The 21688-nt window shown below is 43.1% G+C and carries 16 protein-coding genes; 9 read left to right on the forward strand and 7 right to left on the reverse strand.

What is annotated here, in order from left to right:
• Positions 1 to 7 precede the first annotated feature (7 nt).
• Positions 8 to 1288 (forward strand): DEAD/DEAH box helicase, encoded by a 1281-nt coding sequence (locus tag vsple_RS14940; protein ID WP_261883681.1) that lies wholly within the window; start codon positions 8 to 10, stop codon positions 1286 to 1288.
• A gap of 166 nt (positions 1289 to 1454) precedes the next feature.
• Positions 1455 to 3173, forward strand: a complete 1719-nt coding sequence (locus vsple_RS14945) for an autotransporter assembly complex protein TamA (RefSeq protein ID WP_261884036.1) — start codon at positions 1455 to 1457, stop codon at positions 3171 to 3173.
• Positions 3174 to 3374: 201 nt separating this feature from the next.
• Here vsple_RS14945 and vsple_RS14950 read toward each other — a convergent pair whose 3' ends face one another.
• From vsple_RS14950 to vsple_RS14975, 6 genes are all read right to left on the reverse strand, one after another.
• Entirely contained in the window at positions 3375 to 4832 is a 1458-nt protein-coding gene (locus vsple_RS14950) for a phospholipase D family protein (RefSeq protein WP_261883682.1), read from the reverse strand.
• Positions 4833 to 4917: 85 nt separating this feature from the next.
• Entirely contained in the window at positions 4918 to 7014 is a 2097-nt protein-coding gene (locus vsple_RS14955; RefSeq protein WP_261883683.1) for a carboxylesterase family protein, read from the reverse strand.
• Positions 7015 to 7204: 190 nt separating this feature from the next.
• The gene (locus tag vsple_RS14960; protein ID WP_261883684.1) at positions 7205 to 8860 is read right to left on the reverse strand and encodes a hypothetical protein; all 1656 of its coding nucleotides are present in this window, start codon (positions 8858 to 8860) and stop codon (positions 7205 to 7207) included.
• 327 nt (positions 8861 to 9187) lie between these two features.
• Positions 9188 to 10543, reverse strand: coding sequence for an FUSC family protein (locus tag vsple_RS14965; RefSeq protein WP_261883685.1), 1356 nt, complete (start codon positions 10541 to 10543; stop codon positions 9188 to 9190).
• Between the two features lie 9 nt (positions 10544 to 10552).
• Complete coding sequence (locus vsple_RS14970) at positions 10553 to 11419, reverse strand: HlyD family secretion protein (protein ID WP_261883686.1); 867 nt, start codon at positions 11417 to 11419, stop codon at positions 10553 to 10555.
• A 10-nt stretch (positions 11420 to 11429) separates the two neighbouring features.
• A complete protein-coding gene (locus vsple_RS14975) occupies positions 11430 to 11642 on the reverse strand; it encodes a DUF1656 domain-containing protein (protein WP_255231856.1) in 213 nt (70 codons plus the stop codon).
• Positions 11643 to 12106: 464 nt separating this feature from the next.
• Between vsple_RS14975 and aspT the strand changes: the two genes are divergently transcribed.
• The 7 genes from aspT (at position 12107) to vsple_RS15010 (ending at position 20825) form a co-directional block, all read left to right on the forward strand.
• A complete protein-coding gene (gene aspT / locus vsple_RS14980; RefSeq protein ID WP_261883687.1) occupies positions 12107 to 13822 on the forward strand; it encodes an aspartate-alanine antiporter in 1716 nt (571 codons plus the stop codon).
• 95 nt (positions 13823 to 13917) lie between these two features.
• On the forward strand, positions 13918 to 15513 hold the full coding sequence (locus tag vsple_RS14985; protein WP_261883688.1) for a bifunctional aspartate transaminase/aspartate 4-decarboxylase: 1596 nt from the start codon (positions 13918 to 13920) through the stop codon (positions 15511 to 15513).
• 125 nt (positions 15514 to 15638) lie between these two features.
• A complete protein-coding gene (pdxY, locus tag vsple_RS14990) occupies positions 15639 to 16496 on the forward strand; it encodes a pyridoxal kinase PdxY (RefSeq protein ID WP_261883689.1) in 858 nt (285 codons plus the stop codon).
• Positions 16497 to 16708: 212 nt separating this feature from the next.
• Positions 16709 to 17881: a patatin-like phospholipase family protein gene (locus vsple_RS14995; RefSeq protein WP_261883690.1), complete on the forward strand. Its 1173-nt coding sequence runs from the start codon at positions 16709 to 16711 to the stop codon at positions 17879 to 17881.
• A 16-nt stretch (positions 17882 to 17897) separates the two neighbouring features.
• Positions 17898 to 18323, forward strand: coding sequence for a hypothetical protein (locus tag vsple_RS15000; protein WP_261883691.1), 426 nt, complete (start codon positions 17898 to 17900; stop codon positions 18321 to 18323).
• Positions 18324 to 18481: 158 nt separating this feature from the next.
• Complete coding sequence (locus vsple_RS15005) at positions 18482 to 19396, forward strand: LysR family transcriptional regulator (protein ID WP_261883692.1); 915 nt, start codon at positions 18482 to 18484, stop codon at positions 19394 to 19396.
• A gap of 277 nt (positions 19397 to 19673) precedes the next feature.
• Positions 19674 to 20825: a BamA/TamA family outer membrane protein gene (locus vsple_RS15010; protein ID WP_261883693.1), complete on the forward strand. Its 1152-nt coding sequence runs from the start codon at positions 19674 to 19676 to the stop codon at positions 20823 to 20825.
• 86 nt (positions 20826 to 20911) lie between these two features.
• Here vsple_RS15010 and vsple_RS15015 read toward each other — a convergent pair whose 3' ends face one another.
• Positions 20912 to 21469, reverse strand: coding sequence for a PhnA domain-containing protein (locus tag vsple_RS15015; RefSeq protein WP_032552574.1), 558 nt, complete (start codon positions 21467 to 21469; stop codon positions 20912 to 20914).
• Between the last annotated feature and the right edge of the window lie 219 nt (positions 21470 to 21688).

The raw sequence follows: 21688 nt of genomic DNA on the forward strand, positions 1-21688 counted from the left end.
TCCATTAATGACTGATACCACAACAGCAACCAACTTCTCAGAGCTTGGTTTAATCTCGCCACTTGTTTCTCGCTTAACTGAGCTTGAGTACCAACAACCAACCCCTATTCAAGCACAAGTTATTCCGAGTGTGTTACATGGCCGTGACCTTATTGCTGGGGCAAATACGGGTTCTGGTAAAACCGCAGCCTTTGCTTTGCCGCTACTACAACAGGTTTACCATGAAAGCCCGGTAAGCCGTAGTAAAGGAAACCATGTTTCGGGACTTATCTTGGTTCCAACCCGTGAATTGGCAAGGCAAGTGTCAGACAGCGTTAAGTCATACGCTGTACATTTTAATGGTGCGATTAAAACGGTGTGTGTATTTGGTGGTGTATCAGTAAATCGTCAGATGCAAGCTTTACGTGGTGGTGCTGACATTCTTGTCGCAACACCGGGTCGATTACTCGATTTGGTTTCTAGTAATGCAGTTAAGCTAGATCGCGTAAAAACGTTGATCCTCGATGAAGCTGACCGAATGTTGAGCCTTGGCTTTACTGAAGAGCTAGACGCTATTCGTAAGTTGTTACCTGCTAAAAAACAGACTCTCTTGTTCTCTGCAACTTTCCCAGAGCAAGTACAAGCGTTAACGGAAGAGCTACTCAACGATCCACTTGAGGTTCAATTGCAAAGCGCAAATGCAAGTACGCTTGTTCAACGTGTATTCGAAGTAGAGAAGGGACGCAAAACAGCACTATTGGCGCATCTCATTAAAGAGCACCAATGGCGACAAGCCCTGATTTTTGTGAATGCAAAGAACAGCTGTGAACATTTAGCGGATAAGCTTTACAAGCGTGGCATTATCGCGGAAGTATTCCACGGTGACAAAGGTCAGGGCTCACGTACGCGTATCTTAGAAGATTTCAAGTTGGGTGACATCGACGTCCTTATCGCAACGGATATTGCGGCTCGAGGTCTGGATATCGAAAAGCTGCCAGTCGTTATTAACTTTGACCTGCCGCGCAGCCCATCAGACTACATGCACCGTATAGGTCGAAGCGGACGTGCGGGAGAGGTGGGCTTGGCTCTTTCTTTGATCGACCATGAAGATTACCACCACTTCAAGATCATCGAGAAGAAAAACAAGATTCGACTTGAGCGTGAACAAGTTGAAGGTTTTGAAGTGGATGCGGAAGCTGTTGCAGAACTGATTGCAGCGCTTAAACCCGTTGCGCCACCAGCTGGTACGGGTAAGAAGAAAAAGAAAAAAGCGGCACAAAGACAAGATGTGTGGCTGAAAAATAACTGATATACAATTGATACTATAAAGGCGCTTGATGGCGCCTTTTTTATGTCTTCAGTCCAGTGGTGAGTCTGTAGATGTACAGAAAATCCAGTAAATAAGTAGGACAGCGTCCTCCATAAGTGATTAAACGATTTTCGGCTTTGCTCATAAGCTATTTAAGTTTTAGTCACTGGGTAACGGCGTGAATACTTCTATCAAACAAGTCATACTGACAGCTTCACTGTTTACAGTTACTCAACCTTTTGCGACTGGCGCAGAATTTGATGTCAAAGGACTCAATAAGACTCTCACCGAAAATGTGGCGTTACACTTAGAGCCTTTGACTGATTTTCCTGTATCTCAATTGTCTCGTACTAAGCTATCGAAACGGATTCAAGACGCAATAAACCCTTATGGTTACTACCACCCGCAATTAGATATTGAGCTTAATGGTCATGACAAAATGACTTTGAGTGTCGATCCCGGTCCTGTGATGTACATTGCAGAGTCGGTTATCAAAATTACTGGCGAGGCGAGCCATGATGAAGAGTTCATTAAAATACTTGAACAAAGCGAGTTAAAGGTTGGCTCACCATTATCTCACCAAGAATACGACCAGACTAAACAGGCGATCCTCTCGTTGGCAAAGCGGAAAGGGTATTTCGATGGAAAATTTCTTGAAGCTAAAGTAGAAGTGATTCCTAGCGAGAATATCGCCAACATTCACCTGCATTTTTCAAGCGGAAAGCGTTATAAGTTTGGCGCTATCAGTATTCCTGATGACGGGGTTGAACCTGCCCGTATCGAGAAAATTCCAACATTCAGGCGAGGGGATGACTTTGATACTAATAAATTGGGAGAATTGCAGTCTGATTTGTCTGAAACTCGGTGGTTTCGCAGTGTCGTTGTTCATGGAGACTTTACCCATACCGACGATAATTTAGAAGTACCAATTGAAATCATTGCTGAGCCAAGCTCTCGCGATATTGTACAGGTGGGTGGTGGTTACTCTACTGACGTTGGCTTAAGAGCCTCACTCAGTTGGTCAAAGCCTTGGTACAACCGGAAAGGACACAGCTTCGAAACTCAGACATATCTGTCTGAGCAAGAGCAATCACTGCGGCTTGGTTATAAAATCCCAACAGAAAAAGTCACGACCGATTATTTTGGAGTTCAGTTTGAATCGAAACGTATTGATCATCGAGACACAGAGAGTTTTTCAAACGATCTAAAGTTTGAACGCTATTGGCAATTAGACAGTGATTGGCAAAGTACCGTTTATGTCAAATATTTGCATGAAGAATACCGACAGGCATCTGAGCAAGATCGATCACAATTGCTCTTGCCTGGGATTAGCTTTTCTCAGGTTGATCGTAAGAATGATCAATTAGAGCTAAATCATCGACACCTCTATTCCCTTGAGTATTCTGACTCTCACCTCTTGTCTGACTCAAGGCTGTTGCGGTTGGAAGGAAACAGTGTGCTTTCGTGGGATATTAGTGAAAGTCAAAAGCTCCATTTTCGATCAAATGTCGGCATTAACATAGCTAAATCGTTGTCGGATGTCCCATCCTCACTGCGTTATTTTGCCGGTGGTGATGGAAGCTTGAGAGGTTACGGTTATGAGTCGATCTCTCCCAAAGATGACAACGGTGAATTAACAGGGGCGCGTTATATGCTAACCGCTGGGCTCGAGTACCAACATCAGGTTTATCGTTCAGTTTGGTTAGGCGCGTTTATCGATGTGGGCGATGCGTTCGATGACAAAGCGGATTGGAAGCGTGGAACAGGCCTTAGCCTTATCTGGAATTCACAGATTGTGCCTATAAAACTCGACTTTGCTTATGGATTAGATGCGCCTGAAGGGGATGAATTTCGTGTTCACTTCTCATTAGGTACTCAATTCTGATGTTTGTGTTCTCTTCAAGGTCTCGCGAAGGGAGGGCCTAGTTCACGAAACCAAACCAAATGCTCATAAAAGTTGTTAGGTCTGTTTGAAACATGGAAAGCCGCGAATTGCGGCTTTTTTTGCATTTGTATCTGTGATGACTTAAATCGAATCGGACACAATAGTTTGCTACGTTTCTGGTTCTACTCTTACTGACTGGACCTAGAGTTCGAACTCGCCATTCATTTTTCTAAATAGCCAATCCGGTAGTGCGTTCCATGAGCTGTAGTTGGGGTTCTTTTTATGTGTTTGCTCCCCTGATGTCCAGTGCGTATTACCTAATTGATCGCGTGAGACTACCCAGAACAATGCCTCTTCCTTACGCGTTAAGTAGTGAGTCACTTGCTTTGCAAACTCTTCACTTTCGACCAATACACCAAACTCGACGTTTAGAAAGTCTGATCTTGGGTCGAAGTTAGAGGAGCCGATATAGGTCACACGGTCATCTAAAATGACGGTTTTATTATGGTAGTAGGTATCAACATGAAAGTAGTGGTCATCGTTGATAGCTTGGTTTTTATACTCGTAGATATTGATCCCTTTATCGAGTAAAGTCTCACGGTGTTTTTCGTAATACGCAGGAACAAAGCCTGAATCATTGGAAGCCGATGAGTTGGTCAATACGGTGACTGCTGCTCCAAGCTCTTTGAGTCCATCGATAAACACAAATCGATCATCACTTGGCACCATATAGGGTGTCGAAATCACAGCCTTCGTTGGCTCCGGTACTTTTTGCTTGATTAAGTGCTCGGTACGTTGACGAAAGTAGGGCTTGTTGTCATTGAGCTTCTCTAATGAATCAAAGAGTGGGGTCACCGACGCTTTCACGAATTTTGGCTCGCTTAGGAGATCTATCTGTCGCTCAATATCGAAAGTGATGGTTTGCTTGTTTTTTTCCCCTTTATCAATCGCTTTACTAAACGCTTTGTACTGATCTTTCTCTTTGACTTTAATTCGCTCTTGGATCGGTACGACATATGAGCTGTTCCAGAGTGTTTGGTAATTGCGGTCGAAAGACGCGATTACGTCACCTCGAAACAGAACGTCCATATCAAAGAAATTGGCGGTCTCGCTATAACCGAAGTAGTCATTGCCGATATTTCTTCCGCCTAGAATCATCGAGTGATGATCAACATTGAAGTACTTCTCGTGAAGCCGATTATCCAGCTGTTTTTGGTGAGTCGAGAAGTTGAACGCGCGACCAATCCAACCCGCTTTACGCGAATCAAAAGGGTTGAATAATCGAATTTCAATGTGAGCGTGTGAGTCTAATTCCGCTAGCCATTTATCATTAAAAACCAGTAGGTCATCTAATGTCAGTCGAACGTGAACCCCACGATCTGCCGCTTGTTTTAGTTCGTTGAGAAGCATCAAACCAAGTGTGTCGCGTTCCCAAGAGAAATAAGTCATATCAATTGAGTGTTGTGCTTGGCGAACGAGCTCGATACGACGAGCGAAAGCTTCTGGTGCCGTTGGAATCAAGTACACCTCAGCTTGGTGTTCTATGCTTTGCCAATTTGCTTCGAAGTCAGGTTCAACTTCAGGGTAAGGTTGCGCGCAGCCTGTGACAAAAGCTATTAACATCAATGTGCACGCTGATTTTAGTTTGCTGAGAGTCATAAACTAACCTGTGTTTGGATGTAAAATTTGGATAAAAAAGCGGCCAGCGAGCTGGCCGTTAAAGAAATAGGATTACTGACGATGTTTAGTTTAGATACCAGTTCCAAGGCATAAGACCTTGCTCTGTTAAACCAGTTAGTCGGCCGTTACGAAGCTTAGGGTCAACACCAGGATTTGTGACATAGTCCCAGTCGAAAGTAGTACTGTTTTCGCTGAATCCTGCACCATCTATGGCGAGTACATTGTCGGTATCGTTGTACTGGTAGTTTTGGAACAATTCATCGCTGAACCAAAGACGCGACATTTCGTTCATTAGTGCTTTTTCCTTGCTTGATGGTCTTACTTCACTTCCATCAAAACGTACCGCTTTGTTGAACATAAATGGCAGTTCTGAGCCATTACATGCACCGCTGATACAACCAATCGTTTTGAATAGATCAATGATTGACAGTTGATCGTATTCGCCCGTTTCTTCATTTAGAGCGGTTTTATAGTTCCACATGTTAAAGCTTGGTTTGTGCTCAAAGTGGTATAGCGTGGCTTCTACTTCGCTGTTTGCTGCCAAATAACGAGCCGGGCCATGGAATAAGGTGTCGTTGAGCAAGGTTTTAAATTGCTTCATGTTGTCAAGAGCACCACCTAAGCTGGATTCAGAGTTAGGGTAGAAATCAGTCAGAGCTAGGATATCTTGGGTTTGTTGGTGGCTAGTTACATCAACAATGTCGACCAAGCAACCTACGGTGCCTGCAATGTCACTGAGATCGATGCACTTGGTCATTTCACCTAGATCACCTTCTATTTTGGCACCATAAAATAACCCGGTTACTGCGCTGTAAGCACTAGTAGGCAATGTAATTTCCGCTGAAACTTCATCACTTGCGCGCTCAGACAGTTTTTGTTGCAGAAGAGAAATGTTGTTTTCATCTTCTAGCCAGTTAATCATGGCTAGAGCTAGCTTTGCTGGATCTTCATTAGTAAGTAGTTCAGGCTCATCATTTGTTAACAACTCGATGACTGTCGGAATAACGAACGTAGCGTTAAAGATCATACCAAAGCTGTTTGCTTCATGTGCATTTCCACCAAGCACTGTTGGTACAGAGAAGCCTGTTTGAATGGGTGATTCTGCCGATTCGCTACAGCTACCAAGAAACGTTTTTTCACATAATATATATGGAGCAAAAGGCATCAGGTTTGACATTGGAGTCTCATCTGCTGTTGGGCTTAGAACAGGGATTTGCAAAGAGCCTAACAACCAATTTTTTAGCTGTTCAATACCATTCAAAGTAGTTTTTTGTGATGCCATAATTTCGTCGATCGAGGTGTCTGCTGTAAACTCTTTACTGCGATCTTTTGCAACTTTATAACTAGGATATTCAAAGCCATATGGATTACTTTGCATGATGGCTCGTTGGAAATATTGACCTGCAATATCGTCATCTTGCTGCAAGAAACCAATAGACATAGCACCTGAGCCTTGACCCATGACGGTTACGTTTTGAGCATCGCCACCGAAGTCGGCAATGTTATTGTGTATCCATGCCAAGGCACGCTTTTGGTCGCCTAGACCATAGTTACCATCTTCATTTGCACCTTCTATCCATTGAGTCCCTAGCTGACCAAGACGGTAGTTAAAACTCACATAGATGAAAGGCTTACCGTCGTCGCTTTCTTGTGCAACTACGGTATCGCCGTGCACAAGTGCTTCAGAACCTGAACCGTATTCAAAGTCGCCACCGTGGATAAACACATAGACAGGAAGCGCAGCATCACTATCTGTATTTGCAGGGCGCCAAATATTCAGATTTAAACAGTCTTCAGACTGCTCTTGCGCAGTGGCTTTTAGTTGCGGACATGCATACCCAAACTGAGTGGCATCCAATTCATCTCCGACAAGGTTTACCACTTCACTGTGCTTAAAGCGCTCAGCTTCGGCATATTGAATCCCTTTGAAAGATTCAACAGTTGCAAGCTTGTCAGCCGCTTCATTTGAAGTCACAACCAATTCTTCTTTGGTCGCTTTAGCCGTAACCTCACCGATTTGAGTTACAAAAGGTACAGCAGGGGCTGGCACTAATGGCTCTGGTTTGTCTGGCATAGGAATGCTAGGCTCAGTATCACTGCCACAAGCCGCCAGTAGCATTGAGACCGTTACGGATAAAATTGATCGTTTGTTGAGTTTCATTGTCATGTCCACAGTTCTTGTTGTTACCAAACCAGCAATTCCGTGCGCTATAATTGACCGTTGTCGAGCTTGGAGATATGTAATTTTGTGATGGGATTTATATTAAAGACATTATTGTAATGAATGGAATCCTATAAGTAGGACCCCATCCTACAAGAGCAGCCGAGACCACTCTAATCCTTGTTCGGCATTAGAAGCGATAGCCGAGGTTTAACGTCAGCGCGTCACGGGTTTCACCTTTGTTATACAGTACGCTTAAGTTATAGTTTTTGCCGATTTGCTTGTTGAAGCCAACTAGGTAAGCCCATTGATTGAGAGCGACACCGACGTCATAGTCAAACTCAATATCGCCAGTTTTTACGGTGCCCTGCATACGTGAATCTAAGCCTTGATACTCCGCCCCGACGAAAAACTGAGCTCGATAATCAACCAATTGGTAACCTAACATCGGTTGCACTGTCACAATGCCATCTCCCCACTCAGTCAACCCTTTTAGGCGTGTTTGTGAGTAAGTGCCGGTAACTGAAGCAAAAAACTCTTTGTAACCTACAGATAGTGTTGTACCTACTCCACGCAAGTCATATTCAAGGTGCAATGGAACATTTAAACGACCACGTTCACACAATGCAGATACACCTTCACATAGTTTGTCGCCTAGCCCTGGTAGCTTGTCGTTAAGTTTATCCTTGAGGTATTCGCCTGCAGCGCCGGTATAACCAGCATCAATATTGGCATCAACGTTTACCTTTCCTACGTATCCGAACACATTCCAAAATGGCAAAATATTGACATCACCACGTATCGAAAGGCTTTCTGCATTGACCGTTGCAACGCTGTCTTCAGGGTCAAATAGGTCATTTAATCGAACACCACCAATTACGTAATCTGTCATCGGTATATCCATATTTTGGTCTCGATAAGCAACAGAGATACCAAAAGGAAGTGGTAAATCGATGCCTTGGCGTCGTACCATGTCACCCATTAACGGAAAGATTCGATCGAGTTTTACGCTCTCCTCTTGCATTCTTGGGTCAGATACTTCCTGTAATCTTTCTTCATCAAGAATTTGTACACCGTTGTTATCTTCGTATAGTGCAACAGGTTCAACTAAGCTGGTCATTTTCATTGGCTTGTTCTTGGTTTGACCAACCACTTCAGTTGTTTTGCTTGCGATAACTAACTTGCCATAGGGTAAAGTTTGAAATTTAATCTCTTGCTTATAGCTATCTACATTGTATGTATGGTGTTTAAACGGCTTTTTGTTGCGAATTAGCATCTGTTTTGGCTCACCATCAACTACCGTAATTTCGACATGCAAAAAACGGAAATAGGCGATGTCTTGAGGCAGTCCATACTTTGAATAATCGAAGCTGATAATAACTGTATGATCACCGATTTCTTTCGCACGAACTGAAGACGAGTCAAAGCTTTCAGCATAGTCACGTAAGCGATACTCGGTACGTGTGAACGTTTCTATTTCGTCGATCAACTTTTCGTTAGCGTCTAGCTCTTCTGGGTTGTATTTAATACGCAGATCAATGTTGCCTTTGTTGTCGGTGTTCTTAACGAGGTAGACGCTTGAGTCACGAATTTCGTCACCGACTTGATAAGTACGGTGTGCGTGTTCAACGAGATGTTCGCCCTGTACCAATGAGCTAATGGCTAGTTTTGGTAAATCATGACTGATGCCATATTTGTCAAACACTGCTCGACCTTTTTCCACGACTTCACTGTAAGTCTGTGTTGCTTCTGCAGAGACAAAAGTTGGAGTGGTTAGTAGTAGGGCGCTCGCTAACACAGAAAGAGTATGGGTCTTACAGTTGGTGTGTATTTTAAAAAAACTCATGACGGTTTCCACGCTGAGTAGCCTCAAACCTTCGAGACTCAAACAGTTAAAGTAATACTGAACATCTTGTTCAGTTGTTATGTATTTATCCGTTGGGATTGCTTGTGTGAATGCCACAAATAAGAATGCATTGCGTCAATCAATGAGAGGATTTTAAGAGGAGGTGAGGGATAGCGTTAATCGCATTTGATGGACGCTATCCTCACTTGGTGAATAGTAATATTAAATATCTGATTTATAATAATTTTTAATCAGATGTAAAAATGGCCTGCAAAGTTAAAATACTTGGCAGGCCGATTGGTTGTGACTGATTTGGTCGATTTAGTACTAAGCGGTCACCTTGACTCGGAATAGATCAGTAAACAGTTTCGCTATCATTAAAATGAGCATAATATTTACCAGCATTAACAGTGGTGTTTCTATTCTGTATACCGGAGTAAGATTGAGTGCTCCAGATGTAAGAACAACCAACAAGTTGATGCCCAAAATTCGATGTATCATGAGCTTAGGTGAAGCGAATACTTGCCATATCACAACAATGTTAATGAAGTAGAATAGACCAAGCTCCCATAGCTCTGTTAACAGTGGCATCACGAAAATGTACTGCAACAGGATCACCGTTCCCGTGCCCAACACGCCATAAAAGGCATCCTTAATAACAGTTGGTGGCATGGTAGGGAGCATGGCAGAGAATACACCAGCTATCATTGGGAATATGAATCCTCCCGGCATAGGAAGATAAATCCAAATTAATAGCGACGTAATAAACATTGATATACCTTGAAGTACTTTGCGCCCATCTTCATTCAAATGTTCAACAAATGTGCGGTGAGCGTGATGCCACGACACGTCTCTATTATCGCCCATAACAGCGAGTTCTCCATCAACAAGGGATTGACCAGGTGTCAATACATCGAACGTCTTCAAGTTATGAGCAATAACCTCCCATTGAATATCTAAAGTAGATTCACTGTGACTTTTTTTGAGTAGTGCATCCTGGATGTGTGCCATTTCACTGACACGCAAACGCCATGTTTGGATGTTCTCTTTGAGGTGGTAACTTCCTGTCAGCGGCAGATCCAGAAGTTGATACAGTTTATCAATATTGGTGGTGTTACTTTCAAGAGAAGCAATGTCTATTTCATCGGTTTGATCCATCGCGTCTAACAAAGTTTGTCTGCTAGTTTCAAAGCGTTGGACAAAGTTGAGCTCCGTATTTACGGGCCACACGATGCGAAACACAACAGAAAATACTATAACGCCCAGTAGTGTTTCTTGAAGCCGAAGTACAGCGAAGTGAAAGGTGGCTTGGCTATCAAATCCGCCCATGCAAGCGACAATGGAACAGACAGCAAAACCAATTGAAAAGACATAGCCGTACTTATCATCGCTCGACATAAAGATGCACACCCCAAGAAATAGAGTGAAGAATGTCAAAAACAAGAAACGGTCTTGAGAAAACATAGCGATAAGGAAAAAGGCATAACCTGTTCCTAACAGGGTTCCCATCAACCGGTTATGACCTTTGTTTATTGAATGAGCGAAACTCTCGTTCAACGCCATCACTGCCACCGCTATCGCTGCCCAATATGGTTTTTCCCATCCAAACCACAACGCTAAGCAAATCGCGATAACGATAGAGAGTGCGACTTTAATCGCTTCTTTAGTCGATGCAGTAAGCATAAAAGTTACCTAACTATTTTTGATGATTTTAATCGATGCAGTCATACCAACACGAAGCTGTACGCCGTCAGGTATATTGTCTAATTTGACTTTGATAGGGATACGTTGAGCTAGACGTATCCATTGAAAGTTTGGATTAACGTTTGGCAATAGATCATTGCCTGTGCTGCCGTCTTGTTTCGCGATACCAAAGCCAACACTCTTAATGTGACCCTCTAGTTCAACGTTGTTATGCATCATGAGGGTTACGTAGGCTTTGTCTTGAGGATCTACACCAACAAGGTCAGTCTCCTTGAAATAACCTTCAATCCAAAAGCTATCTTCATCAATCAATGCAACGACTGGAGAGTTTGCGACGACTTGAGAACCCACGCGTAGGTTTAGGTTGGTAATATAACCATTGGTAGGTGCATATACTTTGGTGTACTCAAGATTCAGATGCGCTTCTTCGACGTTCGCTTTTGCCAGCTCAACATTTGCAGCGCTAGTCTCTACCGCATTACTTAAGTTATTTAAAGTAAGAACGGGTACCGCACCCGGAGTTCGTTTCTCTAAGTTCAATGCACGCTGTTCTTCGTTCTTTGCTTTAGCAAGTAGGGCAAGTGCTTGCTTTTCAGTTGCAAGAGCCTTTCTGTAGGTTGCCTTGTAAATACTTGGGTCTATTTCAAAAAGAAGGTCGCCCTTTTTCACTTTCGAATTGTCTTCGACATGCATTTCTATGACTTGACCTGTTACGCGAGGCGTTATCGAAACGATATAAGCGCTAACTTGCCCGTCTCTGGTCCACGGGTTACTGGAGTATGACTGGTAGTAGCTAAAGATCACGGTTCCGGCTGCGGATAACAATAAAAGGGTAATGAGATAACGTTTGATCACGGTAAATGCCTCAAAAAATGGTAATAAATTGGCCAATAATGCCAGTAAAGATCACGATCAAGCTAAGTTCGGCTATTGCAGGAAAGGCGACGTACTTATGAAGCCCAAACCTGGTTGCGATTGACCCTGTTAAGATTGTCAATATATAAGCCAGTGCGATAACTAATAACAGTGGCGGGAAGTAGACTTCGCCCCACACAAGTTCATGTGGCATTGTGCTCATGGTTCTTTTTCTCTATCTGTTTGATGAATGCAACAATAATCGAGTTACGTTTATTGTGATAATCGCGTATAGAGGACGAGACCCATCAAAAAGCTTGCTTTGCTCGGTGACTGTAGCGCGACTTCTATGTGAGCAGTTGGCCGCTCTATGGGTGAAAGGTCGATTAAAGACCCGGAGATACACTCTTATTTTAAATTTATTTCGAAATAACGAATTTTTTTGTTTTAAATAAAATTCCATGAAAACAATGACTTTGAGTATGAGCATCGCTCTAAACCTTATCCAAACAGTCAAAGTGATGATTTGATCCATCAAATGAGATTACATAATAAAACGTTTTGTTCTTAATATTCGATTCGAAGCAAAGAGATGCTTTATTTATTTTGAATAATTCAGTAGATATTATTATTTAGTCATCATTGGGTTATTTTATTTTTATATTTGTTAGTAAGAGTAAAATTGTCATGGAAATTATTTCTAAACTTTTTGACATGGCACCATTTGTTGCTCTCTTTATTACGCTCTCTCTCGGTTATATGGTAGGTAAAATTACCATTGGTCGATTTGTTCTTGGCGGTGTTGCCGGAACATTATTAATGGGTGTAATTATTGGGCAATTTGGTGTTCATATTGATCCCGGCGTAAAAAGCATTTTCTTTGCGCTCTTTATTTACGCAGTAGGCTATCAAGGTGGTGCGCAGTTCTTCAAAGCATTGAACTTTAGAACCATCAACATTCTACTTTCTGCCGTGGTTATGACGGTTTCAGGTCTGCTTTGTGTGTTAGCAGCAGCTTGGATGTTTGATCTAGACAGAGGTACGGCCGCAGGTCTTGCAGCTGGTGGTTTGACTCAATCGGCAATCATCGGTACAGCGGGTGATGCGATCGCACGTCTTGGTGGCGTGACGGAAGAAGCCAAGCACCTAATGCAGACCAACGTCGCAGTAGGCTACGCAGTTACGTACATCTTTGGTTCGCTTGGTCCAATTCTGATGGTGACCTGGGTATTCCCAACACTGATGAAGTGGGATATCCGAGCAGAAGCGATTGCTCTAGAAGAGAAAAACTCAAACGGTAAGCGCGATCTTGCGCCGGGTGAATTCAACGCAGTAACCGCGCTGGTTACACGAGCATTTAAAGTGAGTAAAGATGGTGGGTTAGCAGGCAAAACCTTAGCTCAGTTAAACCAACACGCTCTAGCTGCTTGTATTGAATTGATTCAACGTGATGGCAAAGTGCTAGAAGTGGACAAATTCACAGCACTGAAAGAAGGGGATGTCATTGTTGTAACAGGTCGTCGTAATGCGGTACATCAGCTGCAAGATGGTTTGGCTGACAACGAGGTTGCACTTCCAGAAGACTATGAAGTTATTGAAGAAAATCGCCAACTGATCGCTGATAATCACATACTGATTGGTAAGTCACTGCAAGAGATCAAAGAGGCTTCGAACCAAGGTTCCATGCGCGGCGTTTATGTGACGGATTACATTCGTGAAGGCAGCTCTATCGAAATGACGCCGGATCTTGTGGTGAAGAAAAACGACGTCATCCAGCTTACCGGTACAGCAAAAGACATCAATCGCGTTGAGAAAAACATCGGTCAACGCATGGGCTCTGCAACCATGACGGATTTCATTGTGCTTGGTATGGGCATGGTGCTTGGTCTATTGATTGGTCTTATCAGCTTTAAGATTGCTGGTATTCCCGTCACCATCGGTTCTGGTGCAGGTTGTTTGATCTCAGGCTTGATTGTGGGTTGGTTACGTAGCCGCAATCCGCACGTTGCTCAGTTTCCTGTGGGTGCTGCGAACTTTATTCGAGATTTCGGTTTGGCAGCATTTGTGGGCATTGTTGGCCTTGAAGCTGGGCCTCAAGCGGTCGACACCATCAAAGAACACGGTATGTCTCTGTTGTTCCTTGGTATGGCTGTGACCATTATTCCTCAGTTTATTTCGTTCTTCTTCTCATATTTTGTATTGAAGATTAAGAACCCAGTTGAAGCACTAGGCTGTGTGACAGGTGGACGAAGTGCAAACCCAGCATTTGCGGCTTTAATGGAAAAAACAGGTAATGCAACACCAGTATTTTCATTCACCGTGACTTATGCAGTCGCTAATGTACTGCTTACCCTGTGGGGTCCAATTATTGTCGGCATTATTACTTTAAACGCAGGCATGTAATTTAAATAAATTCGAACACTCTTATCGCCTAATTAAATAGGCGGTAGGGGAAGTATTATCCAAATTTTACTAAATAATAGATTCAGGTAAATATTATGACTACGCAAAACACAACAATTGATTTTTCGAAATTTGCAGATTTAAGCCCATTTGAATTAAAAGATAAACTTATTGAAGTGGCACAAACTGTTCCTGACCGCGCTTTATTAGATGCAGGTCGTGGTAACCCTAATTTTCTAGCGACACTACCACGTAAAGCGTTCATTCGTTTGGGTGAATTCGCAATATTGGAAGCCGAGCGCACCTACTCATACCTAGATGGTGGTTTCGGTGGCATTCCAGATGGTGTGGGCATTGTTGAGCGCTTCGATACGTTTGCAAGCAAGAATAAACAAGACCAAGGCGTACAGTTCTTGGAAAAGTCGCTGAGCTACGCAAAAGACCGTTTGGGTCTAGAGAAGCAAGCGTTCTTGAATGAACTGGTTAACGCATACCTTGCATGTAACTACCCAGTGCCACCACGCATGTTGACGAACATCGAAACAGTTGTGAAACAGTACATCGCAGAAGAGATGTACGGCCCGATGCCAATGACAACAGACTTCGATCTGTTTGCAACGGAAGGCGGTACAGCGTCTATGACGTACACGTTCCAAACTATGTTCAACAACGGTCTATTGAAGAAAGGTGACAAGGTTGCACTAATAACTCCAATCTTTACGCCTTACCTAGAGATTCCAGAACTGAGTGAATACGAACTGGAAATCGTTGAACTACGTCTGGATGAGACAACATGGCAGCTGCCGATGTCTGAAATCGAAAAGCTTGCAGATACAGACATCAAACTGCTTTGTGTTGTTAACCCAGCAAACCCAGCGTCTGTGAAGTTCTCGGATGAAACTCTGGATAACCTATCAAACTTCGTGAACAACGAACGTAGCGACCTATTCATTGTGACTGACGATGTATACGGCACTTTTGCGGACGACTTTGTCTCACTGTTTGCGAAACTGCCATACAACACGCTTTGTGTGTACTCGTTCTCTAAGTACTTCGGTGCAACAGGCTGGCGTCTAGGCTCGATTGCGATTCAACACAACAACGTATTTGACGATGCAATGCGTAGCCTTCCTGAAGCGCGTCAACTTGAGCTGGACGATCGTTACAAAACGCTGACTCCGGAACCGCGTGAGATCAAGTTTATTGACCGTATCGTTGCAGATAGCCGCAGCGTAGCACTTAACCACACAGCAGGTTTGTCTCTTCCTCAACAAGTTCAAATGGCGCTGTTCTCATTGAACTGCTTGATGGACTCAGAGAAAAACTACAAAGAAGCATGTAAACGCATCATTCGTGAGCGTTACAAAACTCTGTACAAAAACATGGGTGTAGAAATTGAAGAAAACAAAGATCGTGTGGACTACTACACACTGCTTGAGCTCGACACTCTGGGCGGCAAATTGTACGGACCAGCATTCGTTGAATGGTTCAAAGCGAGCGAGAAAGGCAAAGACTTCCTGTTCCGCCTTGCACATGAAACCGGCGTTATCCTACTTCCAGGCCAAGGCTTCGATGTAGTGCATGCATCAGTTCGAGTTTCGTTAGCAAACCTTACTCACCATGAATACGAGCTTATCGGTCGTGCAACACGCAAAGTGTTGGATGAGTACTTTGCTGAATTCAAAGGCTAATGAATCCAGCCTGACTAAGAATAAGCCTCGGCGTTGTCGAGGCTATTCCGACCAAATAAGCACAGTGCGCGATATTGTGTTTATTTAGTCGCCAAGCTAACAAACTTCTCAATTAAGAGTGACTTATGAAAAGCATTATTTCTATTCAATCTCATGTGGTTTATGGCCACGCAGGAAACAGTTCTGCCGTCTTCCCGATGCAAAGAATGGGCCTCGAAGTATGGCCAATCCACACCGTTCAGTTCTCCAATCATACGCAATACCAACAGGGTTGGACGGGGCAACGATTCGGCTCTGACGACATTCGAAATTTAGTAAGAGGACTAGACAACATCAATGCTCTAGGAGACTGCGGTGCAATACTATCAGGTTATCTAGGAAGTGCAGACCAATGTAAAGCCGTTGCTGAAGCGGTCAACCAAGTTAAAGAAAAGAATCACAATGCACTCTATGTTTGTGACCCTGTCATGGGTGACCCAGACAAAGGTTGCATTGTTGATGATGGCGTTAAAACCGCGATTAGCGAACATTTACTGCCTATTGCCGATATCATCGTGCCCAATCAATTCGAGTTGAGTGAATTGACCGATACCAAGATCCACTCTCTCTATGACGCCGTTACAGCGTGTAAGAAAGCATTGGAACTTGGTCCTAAGATAGTGCTCGTCAAACATCTACATTCATTGCCGGACGACGCTTTCAGTATGATCCTTGCAACCAACAAAGCATGCTACTTAGTTCAGAGACCCAACATCGAATTTGATAAACAACCAGTAGGGGTGGGCGACCTTATCTCTGGATTGTTTACAGCTGGGTTAATGAAGAAAATGTCTCCGGTGGCTGCATTCCGCCATGCAAACAATGCGGTCTATGGTGTGTTAGAGGTGACCAAGAGTTATGGCACTTGGGAGCTACAAACGATCAATGCCCAATATGAATTTGTAGAACCTACCCATGATTTTAACCTAGTCAAAATAGGCTAAAGCACAAAACTCCGGCAGCAATCGCGGGGCGACTATTCGATGGATAGCGTCCTACAAACGAGATTACGAACCAAGCTGGATCCTAGTTATATTATGACGGCAAAGAGATGGATTTCACTTTACCCCTATTTATCAACCCCTCTGTTTTCTATTTATCTTTTTAGTAGACAGAGTCTCTAAACCAATTTAGAGAACATTAAATGAGCCTAAACATGAATCGTCTGATCTCTTCCAGCCTTACCGCTGCGTTGTCATTACTTATTGTTGCCTGTAGTTCACCTCACACTCTGGATTTGCGTGTAGACAAAGATAATTACAAAGAAGTCGTTGTAGAAGATGCTCCTTCAGAAAAAGAACCACTCCGTATTTGGGCGAGTGAAAAACCGGAATTCTTATACTCTCCAATCGACCAAACCACACCAATTACTGTATCGGGTGATCAGTTGAATATCTTAGCGTTATCAGGTGGTGGCGCCAATGGAGCCTTCGGTGCAGGGGTTCTAATAGGTCTCGAAGATTCAGGTCAACTGAAAGACTACTCCATAGTCACGGGGATCAGCGCGGGAGCATTGATGGCACCGTTTGTGTTCGTTGGCGGTGATACGTTTCCGAAGATGAAAGAAGTGATGTTGAACATTAGTGACGATTCATTGCTCGGGAAAAAGAAGTTTTTGAACACGGTTTTTAAAGATGCGTTTACCGATGGTGAAAACTTATATGAGTTTATCGTTGAGGCATTTCCTGAGCCGATGATTGAGCAAATTGCAGACCGACACCGCAGTGGGAAGCGTTTGTTTATTGGCAGCACTCATTTTGATTCTGGTGAGCTAGTCATTTGGAATGTGGGTGCAATTGCGAACAGTGATATGCCAGATAAGTCTGATCTCATATATAAGATTTTGGCTGCAAGTGCATCGATACCCGGTGTTTTCCCGCCTCAATTTATTGACGTTGAACATGATGGAGAAAGACTCGAAGAACTGCATGTCGATGGCGGTCTCGCAACACAGGTGTTCTTTAATCCGTCTAACTTTGACTATCAACAGATCTCGAATGCACTGGGGTTAGAAAAAGCGCCACAGTTAGATGTCATTCGAAATGGCGTGCTGAAAGCACCGTACCATTCGCTAGAAGATAAGGGACTCGATTTGGTCGCAAAGAGCTTATCTAGCCTGACCATTGCACAGACACGTGGTGACCTTTATCGAATGAAATACATCAGTGAAATCAACGATATTGATATGCAATTTACTTACATCGAACACGACTTTGGTTATGCCAAACAAACCAAAGACATGTTTGATCAAAATTACTTACGAACTATATACAAATATGGTTATGACAAAGCGACTCAGGGCACACCTTGGGTAACCGAATTACCTTAATTAGGAAGACTGCAAAATGAAAAAAACAGCATTAACGCTACTTATTATGGCAACGTCCAGCGTAGTGATGGCGCAAAGCGAGATCTCAAATGATCAGCACCAAGTCGATATCGTGATGCAACAACTGGCCGACGTTCAGCCAGAATCAGAGTTGGTTATGATTGAAGAAAATACGGACTATATAGAGATTGATTACATTGGTCAGTGGGTAGAAGTGAATAATTACGTAACTCATAAAGAAGCTAAGCAACGCCAACTGCAAAAAACCACCAAGAAACACTTTTACTCGCAAACGGGTGAAACTCTTGAGTCCATCGAGCAGCGTGTTGTAGAGCATGTTCAAGCAGAGCAACCTAGATATTTCAGCGTCGACGTCTACCGCAATTACCACGGTGATTCTGGCGAATTTAACTACTTAGCACGCGTAATAGAATATATTTAAGTTATTGATTGAATTTACTAACTAAAGCCTGCTGAATCAGTAGGCTTTATTTAACTCACTTTGACGAGTTCGACTCACCATTATCATTCTAACTCAGTAGAAGTTTCGTCAACTTGTGATATTTTAAGTACATAACGACTAAAAGTAAGCACAACAACATGAATTTCAGCATTGAACAACTTCTTGCGTTTGTTACCGTTTATGACCAGCTCTCGTTCAGTAAAGCTGCGGTTAAGCTCAACAAACACAGAACGACAATCGGACAGGTGATTACAAACCTTGAAGACCAACTCGCGGTAAGCCTGTTTGAGAGAGTTGGGCGCTCTGTTGAGCCTACCGAAGATGGTCATCTCCTATATCATTATGCGAAACAAACCATAGAGCAGGCTCGCACGTTCGACAAAGTGGCTTTGAGTCTCTCTTATGGGGGGTTAGAAAGCATTACAATTGCCTATTCGAGTGTCATTCCTCACCGCGTGTTGCTTGATATACGTAAACAGCTCAAACGTGACTTCCCAATGATGCGTGTGAACTTTTTGGTGAGAAATAAGCAAGCAATTAAGCAAGGAATTCAAAACGGTGAATATCATTTTGGCATAGTGAATGTCCATGATAGCCGTGCAATGCACAGTTTGGACGCGACTTTTTTGGGGCATATAGAGTTCTACCCATTCGTACAAAAAGGTGGTGAATTTACTCATGTGGACGAAGAAGATGCGCTGGTTGCATTAAGAAATTCGAAACAGTTTGTACTGAGATCTCTGATTGAAGAAGGGATGTCGGAAAAAATTGTTGTAAGTTCAGACTACGAAGAGATCGATCAACTTGCGTTGGTGATCAAAATGGTTGAAGAAGGCTTGGGTTGGGCTCTTTTACCAAAATCATACTTTTCAGACCCAGACTTTTCTCAACATAAAATAGAACCGATTCCATCAGCTCAGCTTATTGAAGGTTTCAAGTTCGGTTTCGCATTGTGGTGCCCACATTCAAAGCAAATAAGCGACATTAAAGGTTCACTAGTTTCTGTTATATCAAACTACCGGGAACGCTTGATAAGCAACCTTGCTAGATAATCAACTGATTGAAATAGAAATAAATACTAAGGCTCTAAATGAGCCTTTTTTATTGCATAAATTTTGGGCTAATCAACGTTAAACAACCAATAGTCGATCCTCGTATGATGGATCCCATCCTCTGTATGAGAGTAGGGCAAGTGAGAAGTTTGACCTATTCTACTTGAGCCGATAGAGCCCCCTCTATCGGTTACATGTATTTAATTTTTATGTTTATTGCAAGGACGCAACTTTTCAGCCGGGTATTGTTACCCGGTTTTTTTCTGAGGATAACTTTATGAATCGCTGCGGCGCTTTTGCCCTGATTTCGTGTTCTTTGCTTACCACTTCTTCTTTAGCATCGTTTTATGATCCTGTTGATGGTCAATTTGATATGGGGCAACACCTTGCAGAGAATGCATATGGCTTTTTGCCTATCCCAATTTTGATCACTGAACCTGCTGTGGGTTATGGGGGAGGTGTAGCGGGCTTGTTTTTACATGAAACGGATGAAGAGAAAAAACAGAGAAAGCAGGCTGCACTCTCTGCTATTGATGGTGGGGCGCAGCTTGTTCCCTCTGCTATGTCGGTGGTGGGTGCAGTCGGCACAGAAAATGAGACTTGGTTTGTTTTTGGTGGTCACAGACGTTCATGGATGAATGATGCTATCCGATACACAGGCGGTGGTGGTGTGGGTGTTGCGAACTTAGATTTATATACCTCGTTTGACTTAGGGTCTATCCACCAAGACTTGAAGTTTAGTACTGCAACGTCGGTAGCTGTACTTTCTCAGAAGGTACAGTTCAGACTTGGAAGCACGCCGTGGATGTTGGGTATTAAGCAGTTGTTGGCAAAGTCAGCAATTGAGTTTGATAACATATTGTTAGATCGGATTTTTGGCAATGAGTCAGTGACGTCAGGCTTAGGAATTGAAGCCGAATATGACACAAGAGATAACTTATTCTATCCAACAAAAGGATATAAGATGTCTGCCGATTATATGGTCTACGACGAGGCGATAGGAAGCGACTATAACTATAGGAATTTCAATATAGAGGGTGAAGCTTATATTCCAATATCAAAAAAATGGACGTTAGGGGTTGCGGCTAACTACCAGAACTTTGAACAAAAGGACTTGTTTGTCTCTCCAACCGCGAAACCTTATGTCTCTTTGCGTGGCGTTTCTTCATACCGGTATCAAGGTGATGAAGTTGAGACGATTCAAGGCCAGTTGACTTATCATATTAACCACCGTTGGAACGTGTCCGGTTTTTACGGTGCTGGTGCTGCAAAGCAAGATAGCAACATAAGCCACGACAGCCGAGTAAGTGCTGGAGGGGTTGGATTCCGTTATCAAATAGCAAGACGTTACGGTTTACATATTGGTATGGATTACGCACAAAGCCATGAAGAACATGCGGTTTATTTCAATATCGGCAGTGGTTTCTAGTAGTACCAATCACAGTGAATAAGTGATTGAAAATAGAACAAAAAAAGGCGCTCACTAGCGCCTTTTTGAGTTTTGGACAGAAGGGATTACTTCTTACGGCAGAACTCAGCGATCACGTACATAGATTGACCGCCGTTTGTTTTACCAGAAACCAATTTAGGGTCATCACCAACGCTGATACCGCGAATAACGGTACCTTGCTTAATTACCTGGTTCGTCCCTTTAACTGGAAGGTCTTTAATTACCGTTACGTCGTCACCTTTTTTAAGTTCAACGCCGTTGCAATCAAGAGGTTTGTCATCAGCAGACATGCCGATTTGAGCCCAAACTGATGTTTCTTCTTCCATGTACATCATGTCTAACGCGTCTTGCGCCCAGCTTTCAGTGTTTAGGCGAGTTAGTTGACGCCATGCAGTCACTTGTACTGGTGGCTCTTGGCTCCACATGCTGTCTGTTAGACAACGCCAGTGGTTAATGTCTTTAGGGTCGTCAATCTCACCAAGACACTTGTCACATACCATGATGCCGTGGTCTACCGTAACGTGGCTGTGCGGTGGTACTGCGTATGCAGTAAGAGAAGAATCAGAACCACATAGTTCACATTTTGATTGGCAGCGTTCTAGCATAGTTGCTTCAGAAGACATAATGGACTCACATTTATTAGGTGTTAATTTACGGGGCTATTATCCACTTTATTTTGTAGAATGAAAGACCTCGTACGGTATTCTGTCTGGATTAATTTTAGTTGAGATCAAATGAAGTGCATAAATTTTAGCTGTGGACGATTTTGTGAAGGGTAAAGTAGGAGAGTATCTAATAAAAATGCCAGCGGTTAGGCTGGCATTTTAGTTTCATTCGGAATT

The sequence above is a fragment of the Vibrio pelagius genome (assembly GCF_024347575.1).
GTDB classification, from domain to species: domain Bacteria; phylum Pseudomonadota; class Gammaproteobacteria; order Enterobacterales; family Vibrionaceae; genus Vibrio; species Vibrio pelagius.